The sequence below is a fragment of the Anaerorhabdus sp. genome (assembly GCF_036637135.1).
In the GTDB taxonomy this organism is placed as follows: Bacteria; Bacillota_I; Bacilli_A; order Erysipelotrichales; family Erysipelotrichaceae; genus Anaerorhabdus.
Map to the genome: position 1 here is coordinate 1 of NZ_JAVWNC010000019.1, position 26,586 is coordinate 26,586.

General features: G+C 37.1%; 36 protein-coding genes. All 36 read left to right on the plus strand.

Going from position 1 to position 26,586, the window contains the following annotated elements; all coding sequences use genetic code 11:
• The coding region (locus RR643_RS05065) for a DUF7211 domain-containing protein (RefSeq protein WP_332482532.1) at positions 1 to 380 on the plus strand (380 nt) is incomplete at its 5' end.
• Complete coding sequence (locus tag RR643_RS05070) at positions 380 to 760, plus strand: DUF7211 domain-containing protein (RefSeq protein ID WP_332482533.1); 381 nt, start codon at positions 380 to 382, stop codon at positions 758 to 760. The genes RR643_RS05065 and RR643_RS05070, both read left to right, overlap by 1 nt.
• A 9-nt stretch (positions 761 to 769) precedes the next feature.
• Complete coding sequence (locus RR643_RS05075; protein WP_332482534.1) at positions 770 to 949, plus strand: hypothetical protein; 180 nt, start codon at positions 770 to 772, stop codon at positions 947 to 949.
• Between the two features lie 17 nt (positions 950 to 966).
• Positions 967 to 2,691, plus strand: a complete 1,725-nt coding sequence (locus tag RR643_RS05080) for a terminase TerL endonuclease subunit (protein ID WP_332482535.1) — start codon at positions 967 to 969, stop codon at positions 2,689 to 2,691.
• A complete protein-coding gene (locus tag RR643_RS05085; protein ID WP_332482536.1) occupies positions 2,691 to 3,932 on the plus strand; it encodes a phage portal protein in 1,242 nt (413 codons plus the stop codon). The genes RR643_RS05080 and RR643_RS05085 overlap by 1 nt, the downstream gene beginning before the upstream one ends.
• 32 nt (positions 3,933 to 3,964) lie before the next feature.
• The gene (locus RR643_RS05090) at positions 3,965 to 5,779 is read left to right on the plus strand and encodes a phage major capsid family protein (protein ID WP_332482537.1); all 1,815 of its coding nucleotides are present in this window, start codon (positions 3,965 to 3,967) and stop codon (positions 5,777 to 5,779) included.
• A 340-nt stretch (positions 5,780 to 6,119) separates the two neighbouring features.
• Positions 6,120 to 6,695 carry a hypothetical protein gene (locus RR643_RS05095; RefSeq protein WP_332482538.1) on the plus strand — a complete coding sequence of 192 codons (576 nt, stop codon included), beginning with the start codon at positions 6,120 to 6,122 and terminating at the stop codon, positions 6,693 to 6,695.
• Positions 6,688 to 7,002 carry a DUF7253 family protein gene (locus tag RR643_RS05100; RefSeq protein WP_332482539.1) on the plus strand — a complete coding sequence of 105 codons (315 nt, stop codon included), beginning with the start codon at positions 6,688 to 6,690 and terminating at the stop codon, positions 7,000 to 7,002. Before RR643_RS05095 ends, RR643_RS05100 begins: the two co-directional genes overlap by 8 nt.
• Positions 6,971 to 7,306: a hypothetical protein gene (locus RR643_RS05105; RefSeq protein WP_332482540.1), complete on the plus strand. Its 336-nt coding sequence runs from the start codon at positions 6,971 to 6,973 to the stop codon at positions 7,304 to 7,306. Before RR643_RS05100 ends, RR643_RS05105 begins: the two co-directional genes overlap by 32 nt.
• 13 nt (positions 7,307 to 7,319) lie before the next feature.
• The gene (locus tag RR643_RS05110; RefSeq protein WP_332482541.1) at positions 7,320 to 8,030 is read left to right on the plus strand and encodes a hypothetical protein; all 711 of its coding nucleotides are present in this window, start codon (positions 7,320 to 7,322) and stop codon (positions 8,028 to 8,030) included.
• Positions 8,031 to 8,090: 60 nt separating this feature from the next.
• Entirely contained in the window at positions 8,091 to 8,621 is a 531-nt protein-coding gene (locus tag RR643_RS05115; protein WP_332482542.1) for a hypothetical protein, read from the plus strand.
• Positions 8,618 to 9,661 carry a GH25 family lysozyme gene (locus tag RR643_RS05120; protein ID WP_332482543.1) on the plus strand — a complete coding sequence of 348 codons (1,044 nt, stop codon included), beginning with the start codon at positions 8,618 to 8,620 and terminating at the stop codon, positions 9,659 to 9,661. Before RR643_RS05115 ends, RR643_RS05120 begins: the two co-directional genes overlap by 4 nt.
• Before the next feature lie 71 nt (positions 9,662 to 9,732).
• On the plus strand, positions 9,733 to 10,269 hold the full coding sequence (locus tag RR643_RS05125) for a hypothetical protein (protein ID WP_332482544.1): 537 nt from the start codon (positions 9,733 to 9,735) through the stop codon (positions 10,267 to 10,269).
• A gap of 4 nt (positions 10,270 to 10,273) precedes the next feature.
• Positions 10,274 to 10,657 (plus strand): HK97 gp10 family phage protein, encoded by a 384-nt coding sequence (locus RR643_RS05130; protein WP_332482545.1) that lies wholly within the window; start codon positions 10,274 to 10,276, stop codon positions 10,655 to 10,657.
• Complete coding sequence (locus RR643_RS05135) at positions 10,654 to 15,039, plus strand: tape measure protein (protein WP_332482546.1); 4,386 nt, start codon at positions 10,654 to 10,656, stop codon at positions 15,037 to 15,039. The genes RR643_RS05130 and RR643_RS05135 overlap by 4 nt, the downstream gene beginning before the upstream one ends.
• Positions 15,036 to 17,225 (plus strand): phage distal tail protein domain-containing protein, encoded by a 2,190-nt coding sequence (locus RR643_RS05140; protein ID WP_332482547.1) that lies wholly within the window; start codon positions 15,036 to 15,038, stop codon positions 17,223 to 17,225. Before RR643_RS05135 ends, RR643_RS05140 begins: the two co-directional genes overlap by 4 nt.
• Positions 17,225 to 18,277 carry a hypothetical protein gene (locus RR643_RS05145; protein WP_332482548.1) on the plus strand — a complete coding sequence of 351 codons (1,053 nt, stop codon included), beginning with the start codon at positions 17,225 to 17,227 and terminating at the stop codon, positions 18,275 to 18,277. Before RR643_RS05140 ends, RR643_RS05145 begins: the two co-directional genes overlap by 1 nt.
• A gap of 12 nt (positions 18,278 to 18,289) precedes the next feature.
• Positions 18,290 to 19,048: a hypothetical protein gene (locus tag RR643_RS05150; RefSeq protein WP_332482549.1), complete on the plus strand. Its 759-nt coding sequence runs from the start codon at positions 18,290 to 18,292 to the stop codon at positions 19,046 to 19,048.
• Between the two features lie 90 nt (positions 19,049 to 19,138).
• Complete coding sequence (locus RR643_RS05155) at positions 19,139 to 19,366, plus strand: hypothetical protein (RefSeq protein ID WP_332482550.1); 228 nt, start codon at positions 19,139 to 19,141, stop codon at positions 19,364 to 19,366.
• Between the two features lie 109 nt (positions 19,367 to 19,475).
• Complete coding sequence (locus tag RR643_RS05160) at positions 19,476 to 19,733, plus strand: hypothetical protein (protein ID WP_332482551.1); 258 nt, start codon at positions 19,476 to 19,478, stop codon at positions 19,731 to 19,733.
• 44 nt (positions 19,734 to 19,777) lie between these two features.
• Complete coding sequence (locus RR643_RS05165) at positions 19,778 to 20,032, plus strand: hypothetical protein (protein WP_332482552.1); 255 nt, start codon at positions 19,778 to 19,780, stop codon at positions 20,030 to 20,032.
• A 43-nt stretch (positions 20,033 to 20,075) separates the two neighbouring features.
• Positions 20,076 to 20,228 carry a hypothetical protein gene (locus RR643_RS05170; RefSeq protein ID WP_332482553.1) on the plus strand — a complete coding sequence of 51 codons (153 nt, stop codon included), beginning with the start codon at positions 20,076 to 20,078 and terminating at the stop codon, positions 20,226 to 20,228.
• A 165-nt stretch (positions 20,229 to 20,393) separates the two neighbouring features.
• Complete coding sequence (locus RR643_RS05175; RefSeq protein WP_332482554.1) at positions 20,394 to 20,636, plus strand: hypothetical protein; 243 nt, start codon at positions 20,394 to 20,396, stop codon at positions 20,634 to 20,636.
• Between the two features lie 40 nt (positions 20,637 to 20,676).
• On the plus strand, positions 20,677 to 20,991 hold the full coding sequence (locus RR643_RS05180; RefSeq protein ID WP_332482555.1) for a hypothetical protein: 315 nt from the start codon (positions 20,677 to 20,679) through the stop codon (positions 20,989 to 20,991).
• Between the two features lie 54 nt (positions 20,992 to 21,045).
• Positions 21,046 to 21,450: a hypothetical protein gene (locus RR643_RS05185; RefSeq protein ID WP_332482556.1), complete on the plus strand. Its 405-nt coding sequence runs from the start codon at positions 21,046 to 21,048 to the stop codon at positions 21,448 to 21,450.
• Positions 21,434 to 21,820, plus strand: coding sequence for a hypothetical protein (locus RR643_RS05190; protein WP_332482557.1), 387 nt, complete (start codon positions 21,434 to 21,436; stop codon positions 21,818 to 21,820). The genes RR643_RS05185 and RR643_RS05190 overlap by 17 nt, the downstream gene beginning before the upstream one ends.
• Position 21,821: 1 nt before the next feature.
• A complete protein-coding gene (locus RR643_RS05195) occupies positions 21,822 to 22,187 on the plus strand; it encodes a hypothetical protein (RefSeq protein WP_332482558.1) in 366 nt (121 codons plus the stop codon).
• A gap of 36 nt (positions 22,188 to 22,223) precedes the next feature.
• Positions 22,224 to 22,442 carry a hypothetical protein gene (locus tag RR643_RS05200; protein WP_332482559.1) on the plus strand — a complete coding sequence of 73 codons (219 nt, stop codon included), beginning with the start codon at positions 22,224 to 22,226 and terminating at the stop codon, positions 22,440 to 22,442.
• A 41-nt stretch (positions 22,443 to 22,483) separates the two neighbouring features.
• Positions 22,484 to 23,080 (plus strand): hypothetical protein, encoded by a 597-nt coding sequence (locus tag RR643_RS05205; RefSeq protein ID WP_332482560.1) that lies wholly within the window; start codon positions 22,484 to 22,486, stop codon positions 23,078 to 23,080.
• On the plus strand, positions 23,055 to 23,306 hold the full coding sequence (locus tag RR643_RS05210) for a hypothetical protein (RefSeq protein ID WP_332482561.1): 252 nt from the start codon (positions 23,055 to 23,057) through the stop codon (positions 23,304 to 23,306). Before RR643_RS05205 ends, RR643_RS05210 begins: the two co-directional genes overlap by 26 nt.
• A 19-nt stretch (positions 23,307 to 23,325) precedes the next feature.
• Complete coding sequence (locus tag RR643_RS05215) at positions 23,326 to 23,991, plus strand: hypothetical protein (RefSeq protein WP_332482562.1); 666 nt, start codon at positions 23,326 to 23,328, stop codon at positions 23,989 to 23,991.
• Between the two features lie 43 nt (positions 23,992 to 24,034).
• Entirely contained in the window at positions 24,035 to 24,286 is a 252-nt protein-coding gene (locus RR643_RS05220) for a hypothetical protein (RefSeq protein ID WP_332482563.1), read from the plus strand.
• Positions 24,287 to 24,676: 390 nt separating this feature from the next.
• Entirely contained in the window at positions 24,677 to 24,817 is a 141-nt protein-coding gene (locus RR643_RS05225; RefSeq protein WP_332482564.1) for a hypothetical protein, read from the plus strand.
• Positions 24,792 to 25,097, plus strand: a complete 306-nt coding sequence (locus tag RR643_RS05230) for a hypothetical protein (RefSeq protein WP_332482565.1) — start codon at positions 24,792 to 24,794, stop codon at positions 25,095 to 25,097. The genes RR643_RS05225 and RR643_RS05230 overlap by 26 nt, the downstream gene beginning before the upstream one ends.
• 2 nt (positions 25,098 to 25,099) lie before the next feature.
• Positions 25,100 to 26,008 (plus strand): DUF6353 family protein, encoded by a 909-nt coding sequence (locus RR643_RS05235; RefSeq protein ID WP_332482566.1) that lies wholly within the window; start codon positions 25,100 to 25,102, stop codon positions 26,006 to 26,008.
• A 1-nt stretch (position 26,009) separates the two neighbouring features.
• Complete coding sequence (locus RR643_RS05240) at positions 26,010 to 26,576, plus strand: nucleotide modification associated domain-containing protein (RefSeq protein WP_332482567.1); 567 nt, start codon at positions 26,010 to 26,012, stop codon at positions 26,574 to 26,576.
• Positions 26,577 to 26,586 lie beyond the last annotated feature (10 nt).

Below are 26,586 nucleotides of genomic sequence, written 5' to 3' on the forward strand. Positions count from 1 at the left end.
GTAAAACCATGAGTCTAGAAGATATCATTGAACATGCCGGTGTCAAAGGTATGAAATGGGGAGTTAGAAAAGGTGTAACTAAAGCTAAACAGAATATTGCCACTAATAAAGCTAGTTCTAAACGTGAGAAATCATGGCAAGGACAGTATAAAAAACGTGGTAGCATGTCTAATGCTCAGTTGAAGACTAAGATCGAGAGATTGCGTTTGGAGAATGAGTTTAATAGACTAGCAACTGAAGCTAATGCTCCTCGAAGAAAGAAAGCCAAGATGTATATGGATAGTGTAAGTAAACTAGCTGTATCATCGACTGGTAAAACTCTAGCTAAGAAAATAGCTAAGAATGTAGCGAAAGGCGCAGCTACTGCGGCGGTGGTATAATGGATTATGAAAATTTAATGGCACTAAGTGTGAATACTATTGAACATGCCGGTGTCAAAGGTATGAAGTGGGGTAAACGAAAAGCTACTGGTAGTACCGGTAAATCGGAAAAACCTAAAATGTCTGCTAGTCAGAAGAAACAACGAAGTGTGCAACGTAAACAGAAAGCTGCAAAATTTGCTACAAAGGTAGCAATTAAAGGATCTCAAATAGCTTTATCTGCCTATGTCGCTGAAAATCTTTATGGTATGCCAATTAGTTCGGCTGCAAAAGGAGCTGCTAGAGGTACTGCTAAAGGAGTAAAAAGTAGGATGGCTAGACAACGTGAAAAACCTGTAGCAAGACCAAGAAAAGATGTTACAGAATATGCATTAAATTAGGAGGATATTATGGACACTAATACTTTAATTGTATTTACAAACAACGGTCAAACGTATAATTTTCACCAGGTAACTAATTTCTTACCAACTACAACCGGATTTAAATTTGACTATATCGGAGTAGCAACTGGCGCAACAAGAACTGCAGTGTTTAATAACACATCTGTAGCTGGATACGCATATATTTAAACTAGGGAGGTGATATTATGGTTCTATCCAATACAGCGGTTCCTATTGAATACGCCAAATTCCGAGATTCAGTAATTCGGGGTGAAGTACCAGTCAATAAGGAAGTTTCTATGGAGATGAACCGTATAGACGCCTTAATTGCGAATCCAGACTTTTATTACGATGATCAAGCTATTAAAGGATTCATAGATTTCTGTGAAGAAGAGATGACACTTACTGATGGTGGCGATTTAACACTATTACCGACATTTAAGCTTTGGGCGGAGTCTGCATTAGCATGGTTCTGGTTCCCTGAGATTAAAACTTACAATCAAGAACGTCATAGGTATGAAATGTTAAACGTCAAACGTCGACTCGTTAATAAGCAATACTTGATAGTTGGACGTGGAGCTGCTAAGTCAGTGTATGCCGCATTAATGCAAGCTTACTTCTTAGTTATTGACACAGAGACAACACAACAAATCGTAACCGCACCAACAATGACTCTTTCAGAAGAAACTATGAGTCCTTTCCGTACAGCAATTGCTAGATCGAAAGGTCCTCTGTTTAAGTTTCTAACAAAAGGATCTGTCTTGTCTAATACTTACTCAAAAGTAGGACTAGCTTCTACTAAGAAAGGTATACAGAACTTTATGACAGGTTCGTGGATAGAAGTCAGACCTATGTCCATTGATAAGATGCAGGGAGCCCGTTCTAAGATGAACAGTGTTGATGAGTGGTTGTCTGGGAAAGTTAAGGAAGACGTTATCGGAGCTCTTGAGCAAGGTGCGTCCAAGATTACAGACTACTTCATCCTGGCAACAAGCTCAGAAGGTACTGCTCGGAATGGTCCTGGTGATACAATCAAAATGGAGTTATTTGACATACTAAGTGGAACGTACTACAATCCACATGTATCCATATGGCACTATAAATTGGATTCAATTGAGGAAGTTGGTAAACCAGAGATGTGGTTAAAAGCCAATCCTAACTTAGGAGCATCAGTTGGGTATCAAGCTTATCAACAAGATGTTGAAAGAGCTGAATCACAACCAGCAACTCGTAATGACATACTAGCTAAAAGGTTTGGTATACCAGTTGAAGGATACACCTACTTCTTTACGCACGCTGACACACTAGTACACGGACCTCAGAACTTTGATGGCATCGCTTGTACATTGGGAATCGATTTATCTCAAGGTGATGACTTCTGTGCATTCACATTCTTGTTCCCATTGGGTAATGGAGCTTTTGGTGTTAAGACTAGATCGTATGTATCCGCATTGAAGGTTGCTAAACTTGCACCAGCAATGAAACAAAAGTACCAAGAGTTTATTAAAGAAGGTTCCTTGATTGTAATGGATGACAATGTTCTTGACATGATGAAAGTCTTCGATGACATTGACACATTCATTCAACAACACCAGTATACAATTGTATCCGTTGGTTATGACAAGTATAACGCTGCAGACTTTATTGCTAAGTGGTGTACTGTTTATGGTGAATGGGGTGTTGATCCAGTTATTCAAGGAGCTAGAACAGAATCCGTTCCTCTAGGTGAACTTCAGATACTAGCAAACGAAAGACTGTTATTATTTGATGAAGAACTTATGAAATTTGCTATGGGTAATGCTATAGCGATAGAGGATAACAACGGAAATCGAAAACTATCTAAGAAACGTTCAAGTGAGAAGATTGATAATGTATCAGCTTTGATGGATGCTTGGGTAGTATTCAAGAAGAATCAGGAGGCTTTCATGTAATGGGATTTTTAGACAGATTTACACACTCATGGAAAGCGTTTCGAAGCTCTGATGAAAAGAAAGAACTAGTTACCTATGCTACGGTCGGAATGGGATCATCTAATCCAAATTACCGAATACGAACCTCTCGGTATAAACAGTCTGACTATACTGCGGCTATATTTAACCGTATTGCTATGGATGTCTCATCAATTGCTATTCAACATGTAAAGGTTGATGAGAATAATGGGGATATTAAACTTATGAAGTCCGCATTAAATGAGTGCTTATCGGTTGAAGCTAATCAAGATCAATCTCATTTGGATTTTATTCGTGATATGGTATATTCTATGTTTGATGATGGCGCTATAGCAGTTGTTCCAATTGATGCAACTGAAGATCCAAATATTACTCAATCATTTGACGTAGGTGCTATGCGTGTAGGAAGAATTACACAATGGTACCCAAAGCATGTCCGTGTAATGTTGTATAATGAAGAAACAGGTAACGAGCAAGAACTCTTACAAACTAAACGTGGAGTAGCAATTATTGAGAATCCATTGTATGCAGTAATCAATGGACCTAATGCAACCCTTAAACGTTTGATGGCTAAGATTGGACAACTCGATGACATTGATGCAGCGATTGCTTCAGGTCAGCTAGATCTATTAATTCAGCTACCATATGCAGTTCGTAGTGACCTGCAGAAGGATCAGGCTAAAGAACGTATTGATGCGATCAACGAACAGATAGCAAGTAGTAAACGTGGTATTGCGTACATTGATGGAACTGAAAAGGTTACTCAATTAAACAGACCAGTTAACAATCAGTTACTAGATCAGATCAATCAATTAACAAAACAATTCTATAACCAATTAGGACTAACGGAGAAGGTATTCGATGGTACTGCGAGTGAGTCAGAGATGCGTAATTATTATACACGTACCATTGACCCAATAGTTTCAGTAATCATGGCCGAGTTCATTCGTAAGTTCCTAAGTAAAACAGCTAGATCTCAAGGTCAGACATTACAAGCTTATCGTGATCCATTCAAACTTGTTCCAATTGAGAACATCGCGAACATCGCTGATACGTTTAGACGTAATACTATCTTGTCTAGTAATGAACTTCGTAAGATTGTTGGGTTCCGTCCAAGCAATGAGCCTCAGGCTGATCTATTGTACAATCCTAACTTGACCGAAGAGCAACAACAGTCACCAACTGGGTCGCCCACGCCCCCAGCCAAAGAACCGTCAAAATGAGTGGAAAACCTAAAGTGAGGAGGTAATCGTTAATGCCAGAAAGAAAGCATGACTTTGCAGGTTGGGTAACTAAGAATGATATTCGCTGTACGGATGGGATTGTCATTAAACAAGGTGCCTTTAAAGACAACAACAAAGGTAAAGTCCCATTAGTATGGATGCATGGATCAGGTGATGTTAAAAACGTACTTGGCCACATTCTATTACACAATCACAAAGACGGAGTTTATGGTTATGGATACTTCAATGATACAGCAGAAGCTGACAATGCCAGAGAACTTCTTAAACACGGAGACATTAATGCAATGTCAATCGGAGCTAACAGAATTAAGAAACAAGGAACCGATGTAGTTCACGGTAATATCTATGAAGTAAGTTTAGTTATGACCGGAGCAAATCCAGGAGCTTTGATTGAAAAAGTATTGGTCCACTCTGATGATGGTGATCGTGTTGAACCTGATAAACTTATCATCTATAACGATCTGCTTATTCACTCAGCAGAAGATGTATTATTCCCAGAAGAAATTGAAGGAGGAAAAATTGAAATGGCAGATAAAACAGTAGGCGAGGTATTAGATACCTTAAATGAAGAACAAACAGCAGCAGTAGAAACTATGGTTGCTAGTATTATTGAAGAAATGGAAGGCGAAGATGAAACTGTAAAACAATCAGCTATTGATGAAGCAGTAGAAGCAGCTTTACTAAAACATAAGGATGAGGATGGTAGCCAAATGAAATACAATGCATTCAATGCTCAAAAAACAACAGCAGGTGGGGTTATCTTACACAACGGAGCTGGAGAAGAATTAACACAAGCAGATGTTCTAGGAGAAGTAATGACTGGTGAGATCACTTTGAAAGATGCTGCTATTAAGCACTCAATTACTAACTTAGAAGTATTATTCCCTGATGCTAAAACTGTGGATAATGCACCAATTCTTTATCATGATCAACAAACATCTGGAGCTGCTATTGTTGCGGGTACTCGTAAATCTCCATTTGCTCGTGTTAAAACTATCATTGCTGATCTTAGTGAAGATGATGCACGTGCGCTTGGTTATATTAAAGGTAACGAAAAGCTTGAACAAATCTTCAACCTATTACACCGTGAAACATTACCACAAACAATCTACAAAAAGCAAAAATTAGATCGTGATGATATCGTTGATATTACTGATTACAATATTATCGGATTCATCCAAAACGAAATGCGCATGATGTTAATCGAAGAATTAGGTCGTGCTATCTTAGTTGGTGATGGTCGTGCTAATTCAGATGCTAGCAAGATTAAAGAAGGAAATATCCGTCCAATCCTTACAGATGAAGGATTATTCACAATCAAGAAAGATGTTAACGGAGTTCAAGGCGTATTCGAAGCAGTTATTAAAGCTTTATCTGAATATCAAGGATCTGGTACTCCAGGACTAATCATTAACCCAACTTTACTTGCTGATATCAAATTGTTAAAAGATGATAATAACAAATTCTTATTTGGTGACATTCCTTCAACTGAAGCTGTTGCTGCTCGTTTAGGTATTAGTGGTGTTATTACTACTACATTCCTTAAAGGAGACAATGCTAATAAATTTGTGGTTGTTAACTTAAGCGATTACACTGTTGGATCAACTAAGGGTGGAGAAGTAACAACATTTGATGATTTCGATATTGACTTTAACCAATATAAATACTTGATTGAAACTCGCTTATCTGGAGCTTTAACTATTCCTAAATCTGCGATTGCATTCACGGTTAAACCATTCTCTGCTAGCACTACGACTACAACGACTACAAAAGCAACAATTCTACCAACAACTAGCACTACGACTACAACTACTACAAAAGGTTAATCATATTCTTTAGGAGGAATAGCATATGAAGATTGTATTATGTCAACCAGCAATTCAACGATTTAAATGGGAACTTGAAGTCTGTGTAACTCGGCTACAGAACTTGGGGTATATGGATATTGTACTTTTGTTCGCAGAAGTAGATGTCACAATTCCAAAGTACTTTGAAGACAAGTTCGCTGCTCAAGTATATACGTACACAGACGACAGAGAGTACATGCAGTATCAACCTAGTATTAAACCTTGGTTATGGTATAAGTATCTTTCAGAGAACCCTGAAGCGGAAGTAGGAACATATCTTTATATCGACGCCGATGTGCTTCTACGTGAAAAGCTAGACATGAGCAATCTTCCAGCTACTCCCGATACTTGGTATGCAACTGATTGTGGTGGATACTTGGATTCAAAGTATGTTAGACAGTGTGAGCGAGGGAATGAGATCTTCATGGCTATGGCAAGTATTGTAGGTGTCTCTTATGACCGGCTGGAAACTATGGATGGTAATGTTGGCGGTGCCCAATGGGTAATCGTCAATCCAACTGCAGCGTACTGGCACAAAGTTTATCTAGATACTATATCAATCTACAAATACTTTCAAACTGTGGACAGTAACATTCAAAAGTGGACTGCAGAAATGTGGGCTCAGCTTTATAACATGTATTGGTTCAACATTGAGTGTAAAGTTAGTAAAGAATTAGACATGGCTTGGGCTACGGATCCATTAGAGAAGTGGTCCCAGGTTAAAGTTTATCACAATGCTGGTGTAACACCTGACATGATTGACATGTTTTACAAAGGTGACTATGATGGAGGAAGATCTCCGTTTGATGAAACCTTATCACACGTCAATCCAACTAAGTGTTCCATCAAGTACGTCGAAGCTATCAAGGAGGTCAAAATGACTACAAATGGCTAAGTACGCAGGCTTGGTAGGCTATGTTACCCAAGTAGAATCATCACCAGGAATCTGGAAAGACCAAATCATCGAGAAGAAGTTACGGGGAGATGTTTTATCTCAGGCTCAGAACTTCCAAATGGGTGATAAGATCGTAGATGATTTAACAATCACAAACCGGATTAGTTTAATTATTGATCCGTATACAAAAGAGAATTCCATGAACATGAGGTATTTGCACTATCTCGGACTTAAGTGGAAGATCACATCTATATCAATTGTACGACCTAGATTGATTGTTACGTTGGGGGATGAATGGAATGAATAAACAGAATCGATTAGAACTGCATGCTAAGCTTGTAGCTATTGTCAAGGACGTTTACTTTCAACCCCCTGCTAACATCTCTATGAACTATCCGTGTATTGTTTATCAACGCATTGGTGTAGATACGGATTCAGCAAATGACAAAAACTATATCCAAACAGATAGTTATCAATTAACAGTTATCGTTAAAGATCCTGAAGATAACATCGCAGACACACTGTTGGACAGTTTCTCTAAGATAAGTATAACCTCAGCGTTTACTTTAGACAACCTGCACCACACATATTTATCATTATATTATAAATAGGAGGCAACAAATTATGGTAGGAAGACTTCAATGGGATTTAATCGGAGAACGTTTGTATGAAACAGGTACTTCACACGGTGTCTTATTTGTACAAGACAAAACTGGGGCTTATAAACCTGGTGTTGCATGGAATGGATTAACAGGAATTAAACAGTCACCAGATGGTGCTGAGTCAACAGATCAGTATGCAGATAATGATAAATATTTATCTCTTACTTCTAAAGAAAACTTTAAAGGTACTATCGAAGCATTCACATATCCTGACGAGTTTAATGCTTGTGATGGATCTGCAGAGATCGTACCAGGTGTAACTGTAGGACAACAGAATCGTTCTCAATTCGGTATTTCATATGAAACTGTTATTGGTAATGATACTGTAGGAGAAGACTTCGGTACTAAATTGCACATTATCTATGGTGCTAAGACTGCTCCTTCTGCAAAAGAATATGCTACAATTAATGATTCACCTGAAGCGTTGGCTTTATCATGGGAGTTCTCAACTACTCCAGCAACAGCTCCAGATGGATTTAAACCAACGGCATATATTTGCCTTAATTCTACAACTGTAGCTCCTGAAATTTACAATGCTGTTAGAGATAAGATCCAAGGTTCAGCAACAACAGAATCTAGCTTACCTTCTCTAGTAGAATTGATCACAATGATTAAAGGTGTTACCACTACTACAACAACTAGCACTACGACTACAACTACTACAAAAGGTTAAGACAAACTAGGTTAGGGCTCAGTTCTCTGGGTCCTTTCACTTTATAGGAGGAATAATAATATGTTAAAAAAAGAAATTAAGTATAAAAACTACGAAGGTACAGAGGTAACAGCACCTTTCTATTTCAACTATAACAAAATGGATTTGATTCGTCTTAAAGCTCGTACTGGGCGTGACATTCAAGATCAAGCTGTATTCTTAGCTGAAAGTGGAGATGAACAAGCTACTATTGAGTTCCTAGAAGATTTAATATTAACATCGTATGGGGTCAAAACTCCAGATGGCAAATCGTTCCTTAAAACTAAAGAGATTCGTCATGCATTTGAATACTCAGAAGCTTACGCAGAATTATTTGTAGAATTATTGACGGAACCTGGCGCGATGGCCAAATTTGCAAGTGGATTAATTGATGATTCAAACAAAGCTCCTAATTCAGAAAAAGCAGAGCTAATTGCTGAACATGCACAAAAATCAGAATTGAATCTAGTTAAAGATCCTGAAGTAGTTGCAAAAGAGGCACAAGATGAATTAGACCGTTTAGAGTTTGAAGCATATAAAGCACAAAGAAAACTAGAGGAGGAAAAAGTATGACATTATTAGGTATTGATATTGCGTCGCATCAATCAGTTGAAGTAGCTGGTATGGATGGTATTGACTTCGTTATTGTTAAAGCAACTCAGGGCACATGGTATACAAACCCAGATGGGGATAAACAATATCAAACTGCTAAAGCAAAAGGTCGCTTATTAGGATCTTATCACTATGCTGAAGGTGGAGATCCAGTAGCAGAAGCAAATTTCTTTGTAGATAGTATTCAAGGATATATTAAAGAAGCTACTTTATGGTTGGATTGGGAACAAGGAGAAAATAAAGCTTGGGGTAATACTAACTGGTGTCGTGCATTCGTAAACCATGTATACGCTAGAACAGGTGTATGGTGTGGTATCTACGTACAAGCAAGTGCATTAAATCAAGTAGCTAATTTAGCTTCAGACTGTCCTTTATGGATTGCTGGATATCCTACTAATGATCCAGGTTGGACTGTACCAACATTTATGTATTCAACAGCTCCTTGGCCTGTATATACTATTTGGCAATTCACTTCAGGTGGAAAACTAGATAAAAATATTGCTAATTTAACTGCTGCTGATTGGAAACGTATTGCTGATCCAAAAGGTAACCCAGGTACAGTAACTACAACCACTAAAGCCCCTGCTGCAGCACCACGTAGCCTTGACTCATTAGCTAATGAAGTTAATTTAGGGACATATGGCGATGGTGACGAACGTAAACAAAAACTAGGCTCTATGTACAACGGAGTACAAGCTGTAGTTAACCATCGTGCTGGATATACTTCACAAGCAATTGAAGATTTAGCAAACGAAACTATTGCAGGTGTTTATGGTGATGGTGAACGTCGCAAACAAATTCTTGGTGGATTCTACGGGCCTGTTCAAGAACGTATTAATGCTAAATTTAATGCACCACAAGTTCGCACTTACACTGTAAAATCAGGTGATACTTTAAGCGGTATCGCTGCTAAGTTAGGTATTGGAACCAATGAGTTAATTAACAAAAATGGTATTTCCAATCCTGATCTAATCTTTGCAGGACAAGTGTTACAGTACTAAGATGATTTAGGGGTTCGGTTGTAAGATACTCAACCCCTATTCATTTTTTACTATTTAAGGAGGTTATATGCTTGTTATATTTACAGATAACTGAAGATGAGCATTGGGATGCTGAAAAAGAACAATTTATATATCCTAAAGTAGGACCTATATACAGAATGGAGTATTCATTAAAGGCTATTGCTGAATGGGAAACCGAATATGCAAAACCTTTACTTACAACTAAGATGAACATAGAAGAACAATTATATTTATTTAGATGTATGTGTTTAGATGAACCATTCGATGTAGGAGAACTTAATCAAAGGGCCATAGATGAAATTGGTGATTATATGAATAGAAATACATCAGCTACCAAAGTTAATAATCCTAATGCATCGCCTAATACGTCCATCATGACAAGCGAAGTCATCTACGCATATTTATCAGCACTTGAGATTCCATATACATGTGACATTTGGAATATTAAACGATTATTTATGCTTATTGAAGTTCGTAGTGATCATAAGAATCCTTCAGAAAAGAAAAAGATGACACAGAAAGAAATTAATGATCGTAACAAAGCTTTAAATGCTGAACGTCGCAAGAAATATAATACGAAGGGGTGAGTCTATGCGTGTAGATATCACTGCCGAAGGGGATTTCAAAGATACAATCAATTGGCTTAACAAGGCTGCTAAAACGGCACCTGTAATGTCACTTAAACAGATCGGTGAATCTGGGGTAAGAGCTTTAAAGGCTGGTACACCTAGAGGAAAGACTGGACAAACGGCTTCTGGTTGGAAATATAGGATTACCTCCGATCGTAGAGGTTCATCAGTGGACTTCTATAACACAGCACATCCAGAGTCTCAAGTAAACGTAGCTAAGTTAATACAACTAGGTCACGGTACTAAGAATGGTGGATATGTGCCTCCAAGAGATTATATCAACCCAGCATTAAGAAACATATTTGATACTGCGGGTGATAAGATTGCCAAGGAGGTGTTTAAATGAGTAGACCCATAGATGATAGGATTGTCCGTATGCGATTGGAAAATTCTGACTTTAAATCTAAGGTTACCCAGACGGTTGGAATCTTCGGTAAGTTAGTAGGTAGTATGTCCAAAGTCAAAGATGTTGACTTAAGCAAATCTGCCAAAGATATGAATAATATTAACGATGCCGCTAAACAAACCAAGATGGACAAGCTTGTAGATGGTGTAACTAATGTAAGTTCTAAATTCTCTGCTCTAGGTATTGTGGCTATTACAGCACTACAGAATATCACAAACAGAGCTGTTGATGCAGGACTAACAATGGCCAAATCGTTTACGGTTAAGCCAATCATGGATGGTTTCAGTGAGTATGAATTAAAAATGAAGTCAATCCAAACAATCATGTCAAATACTCAGGGCAATAGCTCGTTACAAGATGTTACTGGGACATTAGATGATTTGAATACCTATGCTGATAAAACCATTTATAACTTTGGTGAGATGACTAGAAACATTGGTACATTTACAGCAGCAGGGGTTAACTTACAAGATTCAGCAACATCTATTAAAGGTATTGCCAATTTAGCAGCTGCTTCAGGATCAAATAGTGAACAAGCCTCTACTGCAATGTATCAATTATCACAAGCTCTATCAACCGGTTCTGTAAAACTTCAGGATTGGAACTCAGTAGTAAATGCAGGTATGGGTGGTAAGTTATTCCAGAATGCACTTCTTAAGACCGCTGACAATATGGGTATTGCTAATTCAGGTGCCGAGAACTTCAGGGAGTCATTACAAGAAGGATGGTTATCAACAGATGTATTACTAGCAACATTAAAAGAGTTCTCAGAAGATCAATCAATGTTAGAAGCAGCGACTAAAGTTAGAACGTTCACACAACTTGTGGATACTGCTGGTGAGGCTATTGGATCTGGATGGGCTCAAACATGGGAAATAGTATTTGGTAACTTTGAAGAAGCTGGCGTTATGTGGACTAATGCAAACAATGCAATCTCTGGTCCTATTGAAGCCTCAGCAAATGCTCGTAATAAGATTCTTCAAGATTTAGTTAATCTAGGTGCTCGTGTATCTATAATTAATTCAATATCAAATGCGTTCAAAGCGTTAATGCAAATGGTTGGGTTAGTAAAGAAAGCGTTTTATGAGGTATTCCCTCCGGTTACTGCTGAGATGTTAATGAAACTAATCAAGAACATTGAGATATTCTCTAACAAGCTGGTGTTAAATGAAGAAACTGCAAACAAAGTTAAAGAAGTATTCAAAGGATTGTTCTCAATTCTAAGTATTGGTTGGTCAATTATCAAGCTGGTTGGAGAAGCATTCAAATCTTTAATACCAGCTGGTGTAGGTGGAAGTGTATTAGATCTATTAGTACGCGTCTCGAAGTTGATTCAAGAGTTTGACAAGTCACTTAAGTCAACAAAAGACACAAGTAAGGGATTTAAGGACTTTGGTAAGACTGTAGATGACATCTTCGAGAAGATCAAGAAGTTTACTTCAAGTGTTGGGTCAATCATGGATGCGGTTGGCAGAGGCGTCAAAATGATTGCAAATGCCTTAGAACCATTTGTTAAAGCTATTGGTGGAGCAATCAAAGATCTAGCAGGAAGCTTTAATACACAAGATCTTCTCAACGGAGGTTTAATGGTAGCTTTATTCTTGGCTGCTAAGAAGATTAAAGGGATAGCTGGATCATTTGAAGGATTCATTGATAAGATTATTGACTCTGTTGGTGGATTTGAAGAAGCCTTTGGTATCTTTGGAAAACTAGGAGATTCATTAAGTGCTTTGACTCTTTCGGTTAAAGTAGGAACACTTGTTAAAATTGCAACCGCAGTTGGTATCTTAGCTGTATCAATCAAACTACTAGCTGGTATTCCTGCAGTAGATATTTCTAAAGCATTAATGGCAATCACGGTTGTATTAGTGTTATTGAGTAAGTCACTGGTAAGTATTGGTGCTGCTGGAGTTGGTATTAAAGCCGCTCTAACTGCCTCAGTTGTATTACCTGCATTGGCCACGGCGATACTAATTATGGCTGGAGCTATGAAAGTAATGGCTAGTATGGATGCTGATGATCTAAGTCGAGGTTTACTAGGCTTAGCTGGAACAGTAACTATATTAGTAACAGCATTGAAGATCATGGGCAAAAACTCAGGAAGCATTGCTGTATCCTCATTACAATTATTAGCCCTATCAGTATCTGTAGTTATATTAGCAAGCGCAGTCAAGAAACTTAGTGAGATCAAATCCACTTCGTTAGCAAAAGCTGTTGGTGCACTTGGTGTTATTCTATTAGAGTTAGCAGTATTCTTGAAGATAGTTGACGGGTCTAGATTAAGCCCTGCCTCTGGAATAGCAGTTGCTGCTGTCGCTGGATCTATCATTATTATGGTAGTAGCTATCGAACGTATATCTGCAATACCTGTTAAACAGTTAGTTAAAGGTCTCGGAGTTATTGGGATTATATTAGCTGAAATTGGATTGTTTGTTAAACTTACCTCTGGTGCTAAGACTATAGGCGCTGCATTGTCAATGACGATAATTGCAGGTGCTATACAGTTATTAATCAAACCTTTACAACAATTAGCCGCAATGAGTGTTAAACAGCTTATTAAGGGGTTAGGTGCTCTAGCTATTGTATTAGGTGAGGTTGTATTAGCAATGAGATTTGCAAGCGGAGGAATTGGTGGGGCTATTGCTATTACGGCAGTCGCTGTAGCCATTAATCTTCTTGTACCACCATTGCAAGCATTAGGAAATATGAGTCTTAAACAGTTAGCTAAGGGTCTAGGTGCTCTTGCTGTTGCTTTAGGTGTTATAGCCATTGCTGCAAACTTAATTGGTATTCCAGGTTCACTTGCACTGTTATCACTAGCAGCCGCTATTGGTGCATTAGGATTAGCCGCATTAGGTGTAGGTATTGGGTTATCTGCATTTGCTACAGCTCTTACAGTGTTAGCAAATATGACAGCCTCCAACGTAGAGACTATTATGAAGGCTCTAGGAGGTATCTTGAAAGGTCTTATTGAGCTTATTCCATTGATGGTCAAGGCTATCGTAGTCTTTGTTACAGAAATGGCAAAAGCTATTGTAATCATGGCCCCTGTACTTGCACGAGCTGGTCTAGAGCTATTATTCCAGTTATTAACAATTATGGTAGAGTATATTCCTAAGTTAGCTCAGGTTGGGACTGATGTCATTATAGCCTTAATAGACGCTTTCACTGAGAATATCCCTCGTCTGGTTGATAAAGGTGTAGAAGCGGTTGTTAAATTAGTTAATGGTATGGCTAATGGTTTAAGAGAGCATAAACAAGAGATTGTAGACGCAGTATTAAATATCACTGAGGCTATATTAGAGACTATCATTACAGCGCTTGTAGAAGTTATTGGGGTCTTATTTGGATGGATTCCTGGTGTTAAAGAAGCAACTAAAACAATGGGTGAAGGAGCAACTTCAGCATTAAGGGACGCATTCGGAATTAAAGATGTCGGTGACACTAAGTCTAAAGAGTTTACTGGAGCTATTGATGCCAATAAAGCATTAGCTGGTACTGCTGGTGAGAACTTAGGTATCGCTGCTAAAGATGGTGCTGCTAAGACGAATATGACACCAGAAGGAACTAAGGCCGGTGGCTTGTTTAATACTGGATTAGGAAATCAGTCTGGTAATATTCATAACACTGGTAATAGCTTAGGTATAGCTGCTAAAGATGGTGCAGGTGGTGTAGATTTAAGTGGAACTGGTAATAGTGCTGGTACTGCATTCTCTAGTGGTTTAGGCAAGGCTGCTGGACCAACTAAAGATGCTGGTACAAATATCGCTAACAAGGGTAAAGACGGAGCTGCTTCAGTTAATATGGACGCTACTGGTAAGAACTTCGGTGAAGGATTTGCTGGAGGTATTGAAAGTAAGCAGGATCGTGTTAATAAGGCAAGTACAAGTCTTGGTAGCTTGGCTAAAAGTGCTTTAGAAGGATTCTTGAAGATATTCTCTCCTTCACGTGTAATGCGTAAATCGGGTGGATATTTTGGTGAAGGTTTCGCACTTGGTATTGAAGATGAAGGTTCTGCTGTTGCTGACAAAGCTACTAGCATGGCTCGTGGTGCGGTTAAGGCTGTATCAAATATGGCAAGTCAATTCCAGAGTGCTGTTGAAGGGACATTAGATATGGCTCCTCGTATTACTCCTGTAATGGATATGTCAAATATGAACGGAAATCTTGGAGGTAATCTTAATGTACCTGGAAACTTATCCCTTAACAATCAAGGATATGGTTCTGGTGATGTAAATATCACTATAAACGGGTATAATCAGGATCCTACAACCTTAGCTAAACAAGTAGAACAAATTATAGTTAGGAGAATACAATCATGACAAGAGAATTCCGAATATTTAATAGTAAGGGCGATATGATCGACTTGCTTAATAATTTGGACTTCTTTTCAATTGATCCATCGGGACTTGGGGTTAGCTTTGATAATTCATATAATGAGGCTAATTCCAGTTACCTAATGGACTCATCAAAGGTTGCTATGGGGCAGTTTAATATTGACATCATATTTGGAGCTATTACCGGACAATCATACGAACGGTACGACGATTTGATTAATCTTTTAAACTATCCTCCATATACACTTGAATATGAAACTTCAGTTGGAAAATGGAGTCGTAAATGTAAGTTAAATGAATTAACTAAAACTGAGATTAAAGATCTTAATGTTATGATTGAAACTATCACACTAGATTTAACGTCACCGTGGTATGTAGAGATTGTAGAGCAATATACACCTACTCCTGAGCAAGATGGAGATGGTAAAATATACAAGCTTGAAGAAAAGGGTGTTCCTGCTGTCATTTTTAGTCAACCTCCAGATAAGTATAATTCAGGAGATCGTTGGAACTGGGACCAGAGTCAAGTTTGGGATGGTATGAACTGGATTACTAGGAATGGGAACTTGTCATCCCCTTTAATATTAAACGGTAAACAACAAACAGGCGGTAATCAAAAGAATGAATACTTTGCTGATGGGCAGGTAAAAATAACCAAACAGGCAACTGGAGGTATATATTACTTTGCTGGATATTTTGGTGCAACAGCTCAACAACCAGAATCTTTTATGCAGAAAGTTCGTGATCGTACAGTAACTGCTTTTATTAAGAAATTAAGGGGTAATAATGCTATAGCTAAACCCTGTGTATATTTGTATTGGTGGGTACCAAATAATGCTGCTGTACAAACAGCTTATACTGCAGTTGTTCCTGGTGAGGAAATTACAAAAGTATCAGCTTACATCCCTGCAGATGCTATTAATATCTTGGTTGGACTTAGATATGAAGGTATTGAAAAAGAGGGAGATTGGTTATCAATGAATGACATGGGGTTGCAGATTGAGAATGATATTTTTCAACTAAATCCAGCTACAATCTTAAAAGCTCCGAATGGAGGTCTTATGGCTGTACGGGCAAATGAGGATTTAGATCTAATGGATTGGACTCCTACAGATAATCAGATATTTACTTTACCGCCTACACTTGGTTATAAAGTTGGAGATATATGGAAATGGGATGATACTCAGACTTGGGACGGTATGAACATGGTTTCATCTTTTGAGTATACTCAAACATTAATATCTAATACAGGTGTTGAAACTGATAGCCCTCTTTACCGAAGTAGTCCATTGTTGAAATTGGGATCAACATTATATACAATGGGTAATCGTAGTACTCCTAATTCAGCCTATACGGTAAGAATTAATTATTATGATAGCAATATGAACTTCTTAGTACAAGCGATATCTCCACATAATGCTGGTACTGCAGCTACAGATAATACACCTAGATTACAAAAGATACCAGAAAATTCTGTATACGTTCGTTTCTGTATTGAAGCTGAACCATCAACATATTTTGGAGCCTCTACTGTAAGCACATGGTCTATGAATCCTAAGACTATGTTACAAGGAGCTACCACAGGAAGATTTACTCCAGTTAAAACGAATACTAAATTGGATTTTAATGACATGTATGAGTATACTGGTCCTAGTGAGGGTGATCCAACATTTGTGCCATTTGTTGCATATAACCATACTCACTATTATGACTATATTTATGGAGATGGAAGAGATTATTCTTTCCTTTACAATAAATATGCTTACGTTTATGACTATGTATATGAGGGTAAATCCAATGGTGATGATGGTGTATATTTGATTGATAATGATTCAAGATATCTAGGATCATCTAAAGGTTCTCCTATTGAAATAACTATATATGGACCTGCAAAGAATCCATATTGGTATGTATTTGATGGTAGTACAATTGTACAATCAGATGGTTTTAATCTTGAGATTCCTGCAGACGCAAAATTAGTAGTATCTAGTCTACCTTCAGAACAAAAGGCTGTAATGGTTACGTATGATGGTAAAGAATCAAATGTTTATCAACAACAAAGATTAGATCTAACAAACTTTGTAACAATACCTCAGGGCGCTAGTCAGTTAGTCTTCTATAATTGTAAGGAAATAGACTTTATTTACCGCAAGGAAAGTGTGGTTGTGTAATGAATCTTTGGGTTATTAAAAGAAACGGTGTAATTAGTCAAGCTACTGAAGTTCAGGAATGGGAAATTAGTAGTGACTATATTACAACTGAAAAAACAAGTTTTACTTTAACAGAAGTCTTAGATTATAAAATTGGTGACTTTGTAATGGCCAAGTATCAACATGGCGGTGGACTGGCATATTTTGGAGTTATTGACAGTTATGAATCAAACACTGCAAACGAGTTTAAAAGACTTATATGCAATGATATCATGACATTAGCGAACTTTGAATTTCCGGCTACAAAAGTATCTGGGTCATCATTTGAAGATCATGCTAAAAAACTATTAACAACTTATATGTTACTTGATAAGAACAAAGATATTAGTATTATTGATATTGAAGTTAAATCAAATACACCTCACGTATATCAACCAGCAGAGACGCCAACTGCAACTAATCTTATGAAATATCTGATTAATGGTTTTAAGAAATACAATGTTGTGTGGTCATATGATGGTTTTGTAGATGGTCGTATTAAGACCTCTATAACTGCTGTCAAAACATCGATACAGCTTAAGAATAATATTCAAGGTTTCAGAGACTGGGATGTATCAACTACAGAGATTGGTAAAGCTAATGCAAATGGTTTATTAATTGTTGATAAAGCAATGACCAACTCAGAGTTACCAAGAGTATTATCCAAATGGTGGTTATGCTCTGATAATACAGTAACTAGTGATGAGAATAATTCTTTGATTGTTAAACCAACTAGATCTGTTATATCTTTGTATGATCTTACTGACGATGATCCCAATAGGTTAACATACTCAGAAGTTGCTGATTCAGTATTAAAAGGTAGTTTCTACTCACATGAGATAAGTGTGTCAGCAAATATTAACAATCCTTTATTAAAACCTAGTGATCTTAAGACTGGAACATTAGTAACATTAGTACATGATGGCACAACTTACAATTCCGTACTGACTGGATTTACAATTAATGCTGGTAGCGAGTATATGGCTTTAAGATTTGGTCATATTCGTAGCAGACTAAGCGAACTATTAGAATAGGAGAGAAATAATATGACAATTGAAGGAACTACTTTTGACCTAATGCGAGTTACACCTGCAGATGATGCACTACTATACGATGGATTAGCAGGTAATAAAAATAGAGTTATTCAGTATGGTACCAAATTTGCCATGACAACATCAGGTTTAAATGCTTACGTGGATACTGGTGCAGCTGTTGTGGAAGGACGTTTGATTCGAGTTACTGCTCAGGAACGTATCGCTATCCCAGCTAATAGCTCTGGTTATATTGTAATTACTATTGATTTAACACAAGTTAACTCTTTCGTAGGTACTCCAGGATCAACAAACTATGTACCAACAAATAACCAAGTACGTATTGAAACAGTATCGTCACTTGTACAACAGGATCTTCATGGAAATGGGAAATTGTATACATTTGCATTAGCGCAGTACTCATCAACAGCCTCTGCAGTAACTTTAGTAGATATGCTACCATCTTCCACAGCGATTCCAACTAGAAACCCATCTCTAACAATTCCAGAAGTTGTACAGAATGGACGTGTGATTACTATGTTATTTAAGGCGAGATCTATGCCTTCTTTATCTGGGGATATTACTGCATTCGCTACACTTCCTCCAGATATTCGTCCACCAGAATTATTTCAAGCTACTGTAGGTAGTGTTGGTGGGGTGCATAGAGTTGTATCAGTTAGTATTGATGCTAATGGCGTTATGAACTGGTACGGTGGTGGAGTTAATCCAAGTACAAACTTCGCTTCATATATCACATATCTAGCAAAACCTTAATAAAAGTATGCCCTGTGGTAAAACATGGGGTATTACTTTTTGCAAATTCGCAAGTTTTACACACCCTATAGTAGAGAGGAGAGATTTATTATGAACTTATCAGAAAATGTACAATCGTACGCAACATCAGCAGCAATTTTAGCAGGAGGTGTTTTGATGGTTTCGGCAGCATTCGCACTCAGAGGAAGTATTAAGGTTAATCATGCAAGAGCATTGAACCTTACTGCAGACGCTGGGAGATTGGTATCGTTATCAGCAAAATATGACGCAAAAGCAGCAGTTGATAACTTACGTGTATTGAAGGAAGCAATTGATTAAATCAACTCAATAAGAGAGAGGGCATTTAGCCTTCTTTTTTTTTCTCAAATTCGCAAGTTTTACACACCCTATAATGAACACAAACTAAAATTAAAGGGAGAGATTTATTATGAAAAACTTATTAGTTAAAGCAGCAAAACAAGCAGTGATATATTCTATCGGAGTAACAGAAGGTATGTTCGCAAAGGACACATTGGTCGTAGCAACAGCAGTTGGGGTTTATAAAGGAGTTAAGTCGGGAGACGTAATGGACGGTATAAACGCAGGTGTTAGAGCAGGAGCATGTGTATGCGTAGCACACGGACTGGCATCGGTAGCATTGAACTTAGCAGAAGAAGCTGGAGTAACAGATGAGCAAGAGGATTAAATTCCTCTTCTTTTTTTTTTCACATAAACTAAGGAGGAATAGATATGCATTATTTAGGTAACATGGAAATCATAGACAACGAAGGAAATATTTGGAAGATCTACGGAATTACATTTGGCGATGAAGAGGTTTTAATTGATGGTAAAATGGTCAATCTTGGTAAGCAAATAATGTGTAGTCGTTCTAGCGACACTGTAAAACAAGAAACTATGTGGTACACACATTCATTCAGTACAGTACTTGAATACCAGGAAGTAAAGCTTGATGAGAACAATAATATTGTGGATATTAAATTCTAATCGCATGTTTTACACACCCTATAGTAGAGAGGAAGTGATATTAATGAATACAGTCATTAAAGATCTTGGGAAAGCAGTAATAGTTGAAGGCACAAAAGCAGTCTTGCTTGGAGCAGGAATTACAGCAATCGTGGCACTAGCTACAACTGGACCCAAAGGTATTAAAGAATTATCATTAACAGACTTACTAAAATAAGGAGGAAATTGGAATGGATATTATTAAATTATCAGAAGCAATTAAATTGGCAAAGCTTGGTATCATGAGTACAGGAGCATTGGCAATAGTATATGCATCGTATAAGGCAATAGTTGAGGATTAATTTCCTCTTCTTTTTTTCACATAAACTAAGGAGGAATAGATATGAGACAAGCGGATTACTATAAGAAAAATATTCAAGCTTATAATTTAGTACTGCAGTTTGGTTATGATATGATTGCACAGGGAGTGTCACCTTTTAAATTCATCGGTAATTTAACTAAAGGAAAATGTACACATGATGTAGCAAATGCATTTTACACACTTACACAAGATGATCAGTATCATTTAATGAATGCATGGATTAAGAAGGAGGCCGATCGAGTCATTAGAGGTATGTTCGCATAAAAAACACACCCTATAGTAGAGAGAAGAGAGGATGATTAAAATGAAAAAGACGAATAAAATTGAAGAGCAAATCGCAAAATTAGATGTGATATTTGACTCATTAACAGAAGGATTAACTAAAGGCAGCGTGAACAACAAAGCAAACATTATTGAAGAGATGGATCGTATCTTGAAGCTTAAGGGACAACTTGTAGAAATGCAAGGAGTAACTAAGACTAACGGATGGAGAAACAAATTAGATATTAATGTATTGATTAATGGTGGGATCAGCATAGCAACAGTGTTAATCATATTAAATTATGAGAAAGCAGATATTATAACTAGCAAAGCATTTGGCTTGGCAACAAAACGTTAAGAGGATTAATTTCCTCTTCTTTTTTTTCACATAAACTAAGGAGGAATAATAACAATGACATTTCCAGTAGGTAAGTACGAAGAAGTATTGACAGTAAGTAATAGATTATTGCAAGTATTTGTAACAGAGGTTAAAAAATGGGAAGCTTTAGAGGCTGATGTTGGACACAAGATGAAATTTAAGCCAATCGGAACTAAGAGTTTCTGGTGGATAGGTATCAATGTTAAGGATAATACCATGTTAGTTAAACCTACACCGTTCAAAGACAAACCTTCACCAGAGCAAAAGAAGCTTGGTATATTTAAATGGTATCCACTTGTACAGATGGAGGAAGGTAAAATATCACAATCTAAGCTAACTATGCAGTTACAAATTGTAGCAATGGATGTATTAGAAGTGCGTGATACAAACCCTAATTTCAAGCAAACGGAGGTAGAAGAAGATGAGAGAACTAATTAATAATATGCAAAAACCAAAGTATTATTTAACCACAATTATTGTATTACTTTTATTATATCCAGTACTGATATTCACAAATGGTTTCATAGAAGGATGGAATAGTCATCCCGATTTTACTGAAGAGAAGCTTAAGATCGCTTTAGAAAATGGTGAATCCGTTGAGGGCAAGACAGTCGAAGTAGAGGTTGTAGATGTTCTTGACAGTCCTATCATGGGAAATTTGTTTTATACAAGCAATGATCTTGTCTTTCAGTCTGAGGTAGACAATGGAGTTAAGATCGGTCAATCTGGTAAAGTTAAAATTCGGGATGCTTATAAAATTGCTGGAACCTGGGTTATCAACTATAATATTGAAAAGGATGGGGAATAAAATGGGATTAAAAATTCACAACAGACCAAGAGGATCAGGTAAAACTCAAGAGTGTATTGATCGTATGAAGTCTGATGAAAAGCTACTGATGCTTGTTACTACTCATAAGCAAAAAGAGTATTACCCAAAAGAGTTACATGACAGAATTATTGTCGCTAAAAATATTGGTGATACATTAAATCATATTCAAACCCATAATCCTACAAAAATACAGCCAGGAGGATTTATGCTAAAAAAGTTATTGATTGATGAGGGATTCCTAGGAATGAGTAGAACTGATATTGCTAACTTTTATTATGAACTCGGTGAAATTTACAGTGATGTTGAAATGTACTGTACAGATTCGCAAGAAAAACACACCCTATAATGAACACAAACTAAAATATGAATGGAGAGATTTATTATGACAGAAGAAATTAAATTTGTAGAAGACATAACAGCAATGCAAGAGGAAATCGAGGCAGAAAGAATATTAAACAAAACCAAAAAGGTGAAGAAAATATTGAAATGGACAGCCATCGGAACAGTCGCAGCAGTAGCAGTTATCTATGCAGGTAAAGTTCTAAAGGATAACAAAATTATTGAAGTCGTTGAAGAAGTGATCGAGGAAGTTGGGGAGTAATCCCTAGCTTTTTCTTTTTGCCAATATGAGGAGGAATAGAAATGACAAAGTATTTAAAAGTAACTAAGAAACCAGTTTATGAAGACGCGGTACAGTTCAGACACGATTTGCCAAAGAGTTGGAATCTGTGTCATACTTTTGTTGGAGCTAAATGGAGCCAGACCCGAAATGCGGGATTCGTTAATACGGCTTACGTGGAAACTCCTGAAGGTCGAACAGCTTTAGTAGATGGAGATTTTATTGTTTATGGTTTAAACCAGGGTGAGTTCTTTGTTCTATCTGAAGTACAATTCCACGAATCTTATGATATAATAGCAAGCATGCGGAAATGGGAACCAAAGAAAGGTATATTAGATGACAAGGATCCTTGGGATGATATTCCAGTCAAAAACTTTCATGCAGAGTGGTATGCAAAACAAGAGCCATTAACCAAAGTAGAAAAACTTATAGTTGAACCGATTGATATGCTATACACTTCTGAGGAAATGAGAGCACTTGGTATGGATTTCGATGAACAAAAAAGAAGTAAAAGATTATCAACACCTATGGATCATATTCTTTCAGATCTTAGGTCACAAGCAGCAGCATTACATGGAGAGAAGGTGAGGAAAAATGATAAGACCGAAACGGATGGCTAAGTTAGATATGTATAACTACAGTCTTGATTTTAATGGATTTCATGTGACAAAGGTTCGCATAGTAGTTGGTAATTTACATGATCCTATTATAGCTGATATTTCAGGTGAGGTTGCGGGAAATGAGGGCTTCATGTATGTAGAAGGACATTATCTTAAATTTATTGAAATGGCCGTCGTTATAGAAGATTCACAATATTTATTAGATATCGAAGTATTAGAAATATAATCTGAGGGAGTTAATAAAAATGACAGAGTACAATGAAGTAAAACAGGTAGAAGAAGTAACCCATAAAGGCGGAGAAGAGGTTGTTGAGGAGAAGCCACGTAAGAAATCAATTGTTAAGGCTCCTGTTCAAAAGAAGAAACGTAACTTAATGGAACGTTTGGTATTAGGCATATTAGGACCTGATGGTATTCCAGCGATTAGTAACTATCTTGGTAAAGAGATCGTTATGCCGGCAATTAAGAATATTGTTGTAGATAGTATTACAAGTGGGATTAATATGGCAGTATTTAAAGGGGAGAATCGTGGGAGTGCTCCGCATTCTGGATATTCACAGAACCCTTATCAATCTCAAAGAACTAATTACAATCAAAACTATCGTCCACAACAAACACAGTATAATAGACCAGCTCAGCAACAACAAGCACCAGTAAATATTCCAGCTCGTAGAAACACGTTATTTATCATTCAAGATCGTCGTGAAGCTGAACAAGTGTTGACAGCATTGATTGATACTATTACACAATATGGTTCAGTAACTTTAGCAGATTATCTAGATCTTATTGGTGAAGAACCAGTATACACAGATAACACAGTTGGATGGTTTAACTTGAATGCTGCAACAGTTGGTCCGGTACGTGGAGGAAGAGGTTTCGTTATTAACTTACCAGATCCTGTAACTATTTGAATTGATATTAGCGAGGACGATCTACCATTTTAGGAGGGATTAAATGTGGTGTACAGCTAAAGATGATCGTATTAAGTATGTTATTTATACAGGCATACACATGGATTATCCTGAATGGTTCGTTGACTTCATCAGGGATGGATATATCTCGGATGACTACTGCAGTCATATTTATGCTTCAGAAGAAGGAGATGTTGCTATTGTTAAAGGTGATGTCTTCTTGTTAAACAACCGTATGGACATTATGTATATGGAAAGAACAAGGTTCGAGAGAGAGTTTTCAATATGTTATTAGGAGGAAAATAAATGTTTATGATCGCTTATTTAGTATTACCATTATTGTTAGTTGGGTATATTTGGTGTAAGATTGAGGAGGCTGGGAAGTAATGTTTGAAGTCTTAGTGGTGTTCTTATGGGTTATGATGATATTTACAACCTTGGCAATTCTTATGATGATTATTGCTTCTAGTAAAGGAGATGATACATGATGGGAGATTTATTAAAATTCTTAGCAGTGTTATACACATTGGTATGGAAAGTATTGGTTAGTTATTGTATTCTGGTTATTCTTTGGAAACTAGCATTTTTGGGAGGTATTTAATATGTATATTTTGCAGAACGTTATTTTACCTGTTCTAGCAGGAATGTGTATTGCATTATTAATAGAGAAGGCGAGGAAAAGATGATGGACAGTTCATTCTGGTGGGGTATGCTCGCAGGTATTTGGTTTAATACACTGGTAGCTATTGGGTATAATATTTACCGTAACTTTAGAGATATTAGAAAGGCGCGTGAGAAACTTGAACAAGAAACTGACGAAAGCTGAGAAGGTCTTTGCAAATTGGGCAGAGAACAACAGACGTGAAGCTCGTATTAAGCAGTATGATGAGTCAGAAACTGTTAAAGAACTGGCTGGTATTAAGAAAGCTTTTATTAAGCAGTTTAAAGAAGTAACTAAAGAATTTGATATTGCATTGAATGAGTTTGTAAGTAAGGACATGGACGGTAATTCTACTGATGAAGATGTCAAGAATATGAATTATCTAAATGGTAAGAAAGATGCACTATTAGAATTACAAAATCAAATTATGAATGGGGATTATTAATAATGAAAATTTCAAAAGCATTTCACACAGTAGCGAGAACAACAGCAAAACATTCACCAATTATCTTTACAGTCGGTGGGGTATTAGGATTAGGTGCAACGGCTTGGTTAAGCTTTAAAGCAGCTAAGAAGGTAGAAACTATTATGGATCGTGTTGAGGAATCTCAAGAAGCGACAGAAGTATTGAAACAGGTAGAAATTGGTTTACGTACTGTAACTACGGATGAAGCTCGTCAAGATCTATTAGCAACTCAACAAAGATTTATTGTAGTACCAGAAATGACACGTATGGATATTGTCAAAGAAGTTGGAGCAGCTGTTGCCTTACCAGTGGTTACAGGTATTGCTTCGATTGCTTGTATTAGTCTTAGTTACTATATTCAGAACAACCGTATTGTAAGTCTTGCTAGTGCATTGGCAGTATCTACAGCAGAGCAAACATTCTACCGTGCTAAATATAAGAAAGAACATGGTGAAGAGGCTGCACGTGAGTTCTATACTCCAACTGTTGAGGAAGAACGTACAGTAGTTAATGCAAAAGGTAAAGAAGAAAAAGTAGTTGATACTAATAAACATGCTATGGATTCTATGCACGGTCTTTGGTTTGACCAATCTTCTGAATATGCTAGTGATGATCATGCTTATAACTTGGCATTTATCCGTGAACAAAAAGATCGCTTAGACTTAACATTGTTCCGTAAAGGTGTTATTAAACTTAACGATGTATTAGATGCTTTACGTATGCCTAGAGTTCGTATGGGTGGGGTTGTTGGATGGTCTACTGCACAAAACTTTGATCTATTCCCTCAAACAACTTATGTACGTGATCCACAAACTGGAGAAGACGTTCCACAAATCTATATTCAATGGTCTGAAGCTCCTAAAGATATTTACAACTTAGTGGAGGATTAATATGAATCAAGAAGAATTGCATTTAAAAATCACTCAAGATTTGAATAAGACTTATATTGAAAAGAATGCTGACTATGGTGACGCATTTAATAAGAGTCTAGACAATCATGGTTTAACTGCAGCGATAGTTCGTATGGAAGATAAGATGGGGCGTTTCAGCAATTTAGCTGGGCGTCCTGCTTCTATGCAGGTTGAGGAGTCTTTAGAGGACACTTTACTCGATTTGGCTAATTATGCTATCATGACTGTAATGTGGCTTAAACAGCACGACAAGCCTGATACGGTGGATTTCTACGCTGATGGTGAATTATATTGTAGTTTGAAAAAAGATGATAAACCTAGAGGTGGCTATCACGAACACGTTAAATTTGTTCCTGATGAACTCATAAGGACTGATTTTAATAAAGAGACTAATATGTATCTTGTAGGGCTTGGTAAAACCACTTGGGGTGCGCATAATCTAGTAGATCAATCATATATTATACAAACTCTAAAAGAATTTAAAGATGGTAAGCTTAGTGATTCAATTGCTTGGGAGCACATACAAAGATTTATTGTAACTAAATAAGGAGGAACCA

Excerpts from the sequence above, each read along its gene's own strand:
- RR643_RS05100 (WP_332482539.1), top strand. The coding sequence starts at position 6,688 with ATGGCTAAGTACGCAGGCTTGGTAGGCTATGTTACCCAAGTAGAATCA.
- RR643_RS05090 (WP_332482537.1), top strand. The coding sequence starts at position 3,965 with ATGCCAGAAAGAAAGCATGACTTTGCAGGTTGGGTAACTAAGAATGAT.
- RR643_RS05210 (WP_332482561.1), top strand. The coding sequence starts at position 23,055 with ATGATAAGACCGAAACGGATGGCTAAGTTAGATATGTATAACTACAGT.
- RR643_RS05240 (WP_332482567.1), top strand. The coding sequence starts at position 26,010 with ATGAATCAAGAAGAATTGCATTTAAAAATCACTCAAGATTTGAATAAG.
- RR643_RS05145 (WP_332482548.1), top strand. The coding sequence starts at position 17,225 with ATGAATCTTTGGGTTATTAAAAGAAACGGTGTAATTAGTCAAGCTACT.
- RR643_RS05110 (WP_332482541.1), top strand. The coding sequence starts at position 7,320 with ATGGTAGGAAGACTTCAATGGGATTTAATCGGAGAACGTTTGTATGAA.
- RR643_RS05195 (WP_332482558.1), top strand. The coding sequence starts at position 21,822 with ATGGGATTAAAAATTCACAACAGACCAAGAGGATCAGGTAAAACTCAA.
- RR643_RS05160 (WP_332482551.1), top strand. The coding sequence starts at position 19,476 with ATGAAAAACTTATTAGTTAAAGCAGCAAAACAAGCAGTGATATATTCT.
- RR643_RS05155 (WP_332482550.1), top strand. The coding sequence starts at position 19,139 with ATGAACTTATCAGAAAATGTACAATCGTACGCAACATCAGCAGCAATT.
- RR643_RS05080 (WP_332482535.1), top strand. The coding sequence starts at position 967 with ATGGTTCTATCCAATACAGCGGTTCCTATTGAATACGCCAAATTCCGA.
- RR643_RS05120 (WP_332482543.1), top strand. The coding sequence starts at position 8,618 with ATGACATTATTAGGTATTGATATTGCGTCGCATCAATCAGTTGAAGTA.
- RR643_RS05150 (WP_332482549.1), top strand. The coding sequence starts at position 18,290 with ATGACAATTGAAGGAACTACTTTTGACCTAATGCGAGTTACACCTGCA.
- RR643_RS05180 (WP_332482555.1), top strand. The coding sequence starts at position 20,677 with ATGAAAAAGACGAATAAAATTGAAGAGCAAATCGCAAAATTAGATGTG.
- RR643_RS05085 (WP_332482536.1), top strand. The coding sequence starts at position 2,691 with ATGGGATTTTTAGACAGATTTACACACTCATGGAAAGCGTTTCGAAGC.
- RR643_RS05220 (WP_332482563.1), top strand. The coding sequence starts at position 24,035 with ATGTGGTGTACAGCTAAAGATGATCGTATTAAGTATGTTATTTATACA.
- RR643_RS05165 (WP_332482552.1), top strand. The coding sequence starts at position 19,778 with ATGCATTATTTAGGTAACATGGAAATCATAGACAACGAAGGAAATATT.
- RR643_RS05175 (WP_332482554.1), top strand. The coding sequence starts at position 20,394 with ATGAGACAAGCGGATTACTATAAGAAAAATATTCAAGCTTATAATTTA.
- RR643_RS05205 (WP_332482560.1), top strand. The coding sequence starts at position 22,484 with ATGACAAAGTATTTAAAAGTAACTAAGAAACCAGTTTATGAAGACGCG.
- RR643_RS05170 (WP_332482553.1), top strand. The coding sequence starts at position 20,076 with ATGAATACAGTCATTAAAGATCTTGGGAAAGCAGTAATAGTTGAAGGC.
- RR643_RS05200 (WP_332482559.1), top strand. The coding sequence starts at position 22,224 with ATGACAGAAGAAATTAAATTTGTAGAAGACATAACAGCAATGCAAGAG.
- RR643_RS05075 (WP_332482534.1), top strand. The coding sequence starts at position 770 with ATGGACACTAATACTTTAATTGTATTTACAAACAACGGTCAAACGTAT.
- RR643_RS05225 (WP_332482564.1), top strand. The coding sequence starts at position 24,677 with ATGGACAGTTCATTCTGGTGGGGTATGCTCGCAGGTATTTGGTTTAAT.
- RR643_RS05130 (WP_332482545.1), top strand. The coding sequence starts at position 10,274 with ATGCGTGTAGATATCACTGCCGAAGGGGATTTCAAAGATACAATCAAT.
- RR643_RS05215 (WP_332482562.1), top strand. The coding sequence starts at position 23,326 with ATGACAGAGTACAATGAAGTAAAACAGGTAGAAGAAGTAACCCATAAA.
- RR643_RS05190 (WP_332482557.1), top strand. The coding sequence starts at position 21,434 with ATGAGAGAACTAATTAATAATATGCAAAAACCAAAGTATTATTTAACC.
- RR643_RS05135 (WP_332482546.1), top strand. The coding sequence starts at position 10,654 with ATGAGTAGACCCATAGATGATAGGATTGTCCGTATGCGATTGGAAAAT.
- RR643_RS05140 (WP_332482547.1), top strand. The coding sequence starts at position 15,036 with ATGACAAGAGAATTCCGAATATTTAATAGTAAGGGCGATATGATCGAC.
- RR643_RS05185 (WP_332482556.1), top strand. The coding sequence starts at position 21,046 with ATGACATTTCCAGTAGGTAAGTACGAAGAAGTATTGACAGTAAGTAAT.
- RR643_RS05115 (WP_332482542.1), top strand. The coding sequence starts at position 8,091 with ATGTTAAAAAAAGAAATTAAGTATAAAAACTACGAAGGTACAGAGGTA.
- RR643_RS05095 (WP_332482538.1), top strand. The coding sequence starts at position 6,120 with ATGAGCAATCTTCCAGCTACTCCCGATACTTGGTATGCAACTGATTGT.
- RR643_RS05070 (WP_332482533.1), top strand. The coding sequence starts at position 380 with ATGGATTATGAAAATTTAATGGCACTAAGTGTGAATACTATTGAACAT.
- RR643_RS05235 (WP_332482566.1), top strand. The coding sequence starts at position 25,100 with ATGAAAATTTCAAAAGCATTTCACACAGTAGCGAGAACAACAGCAAAA.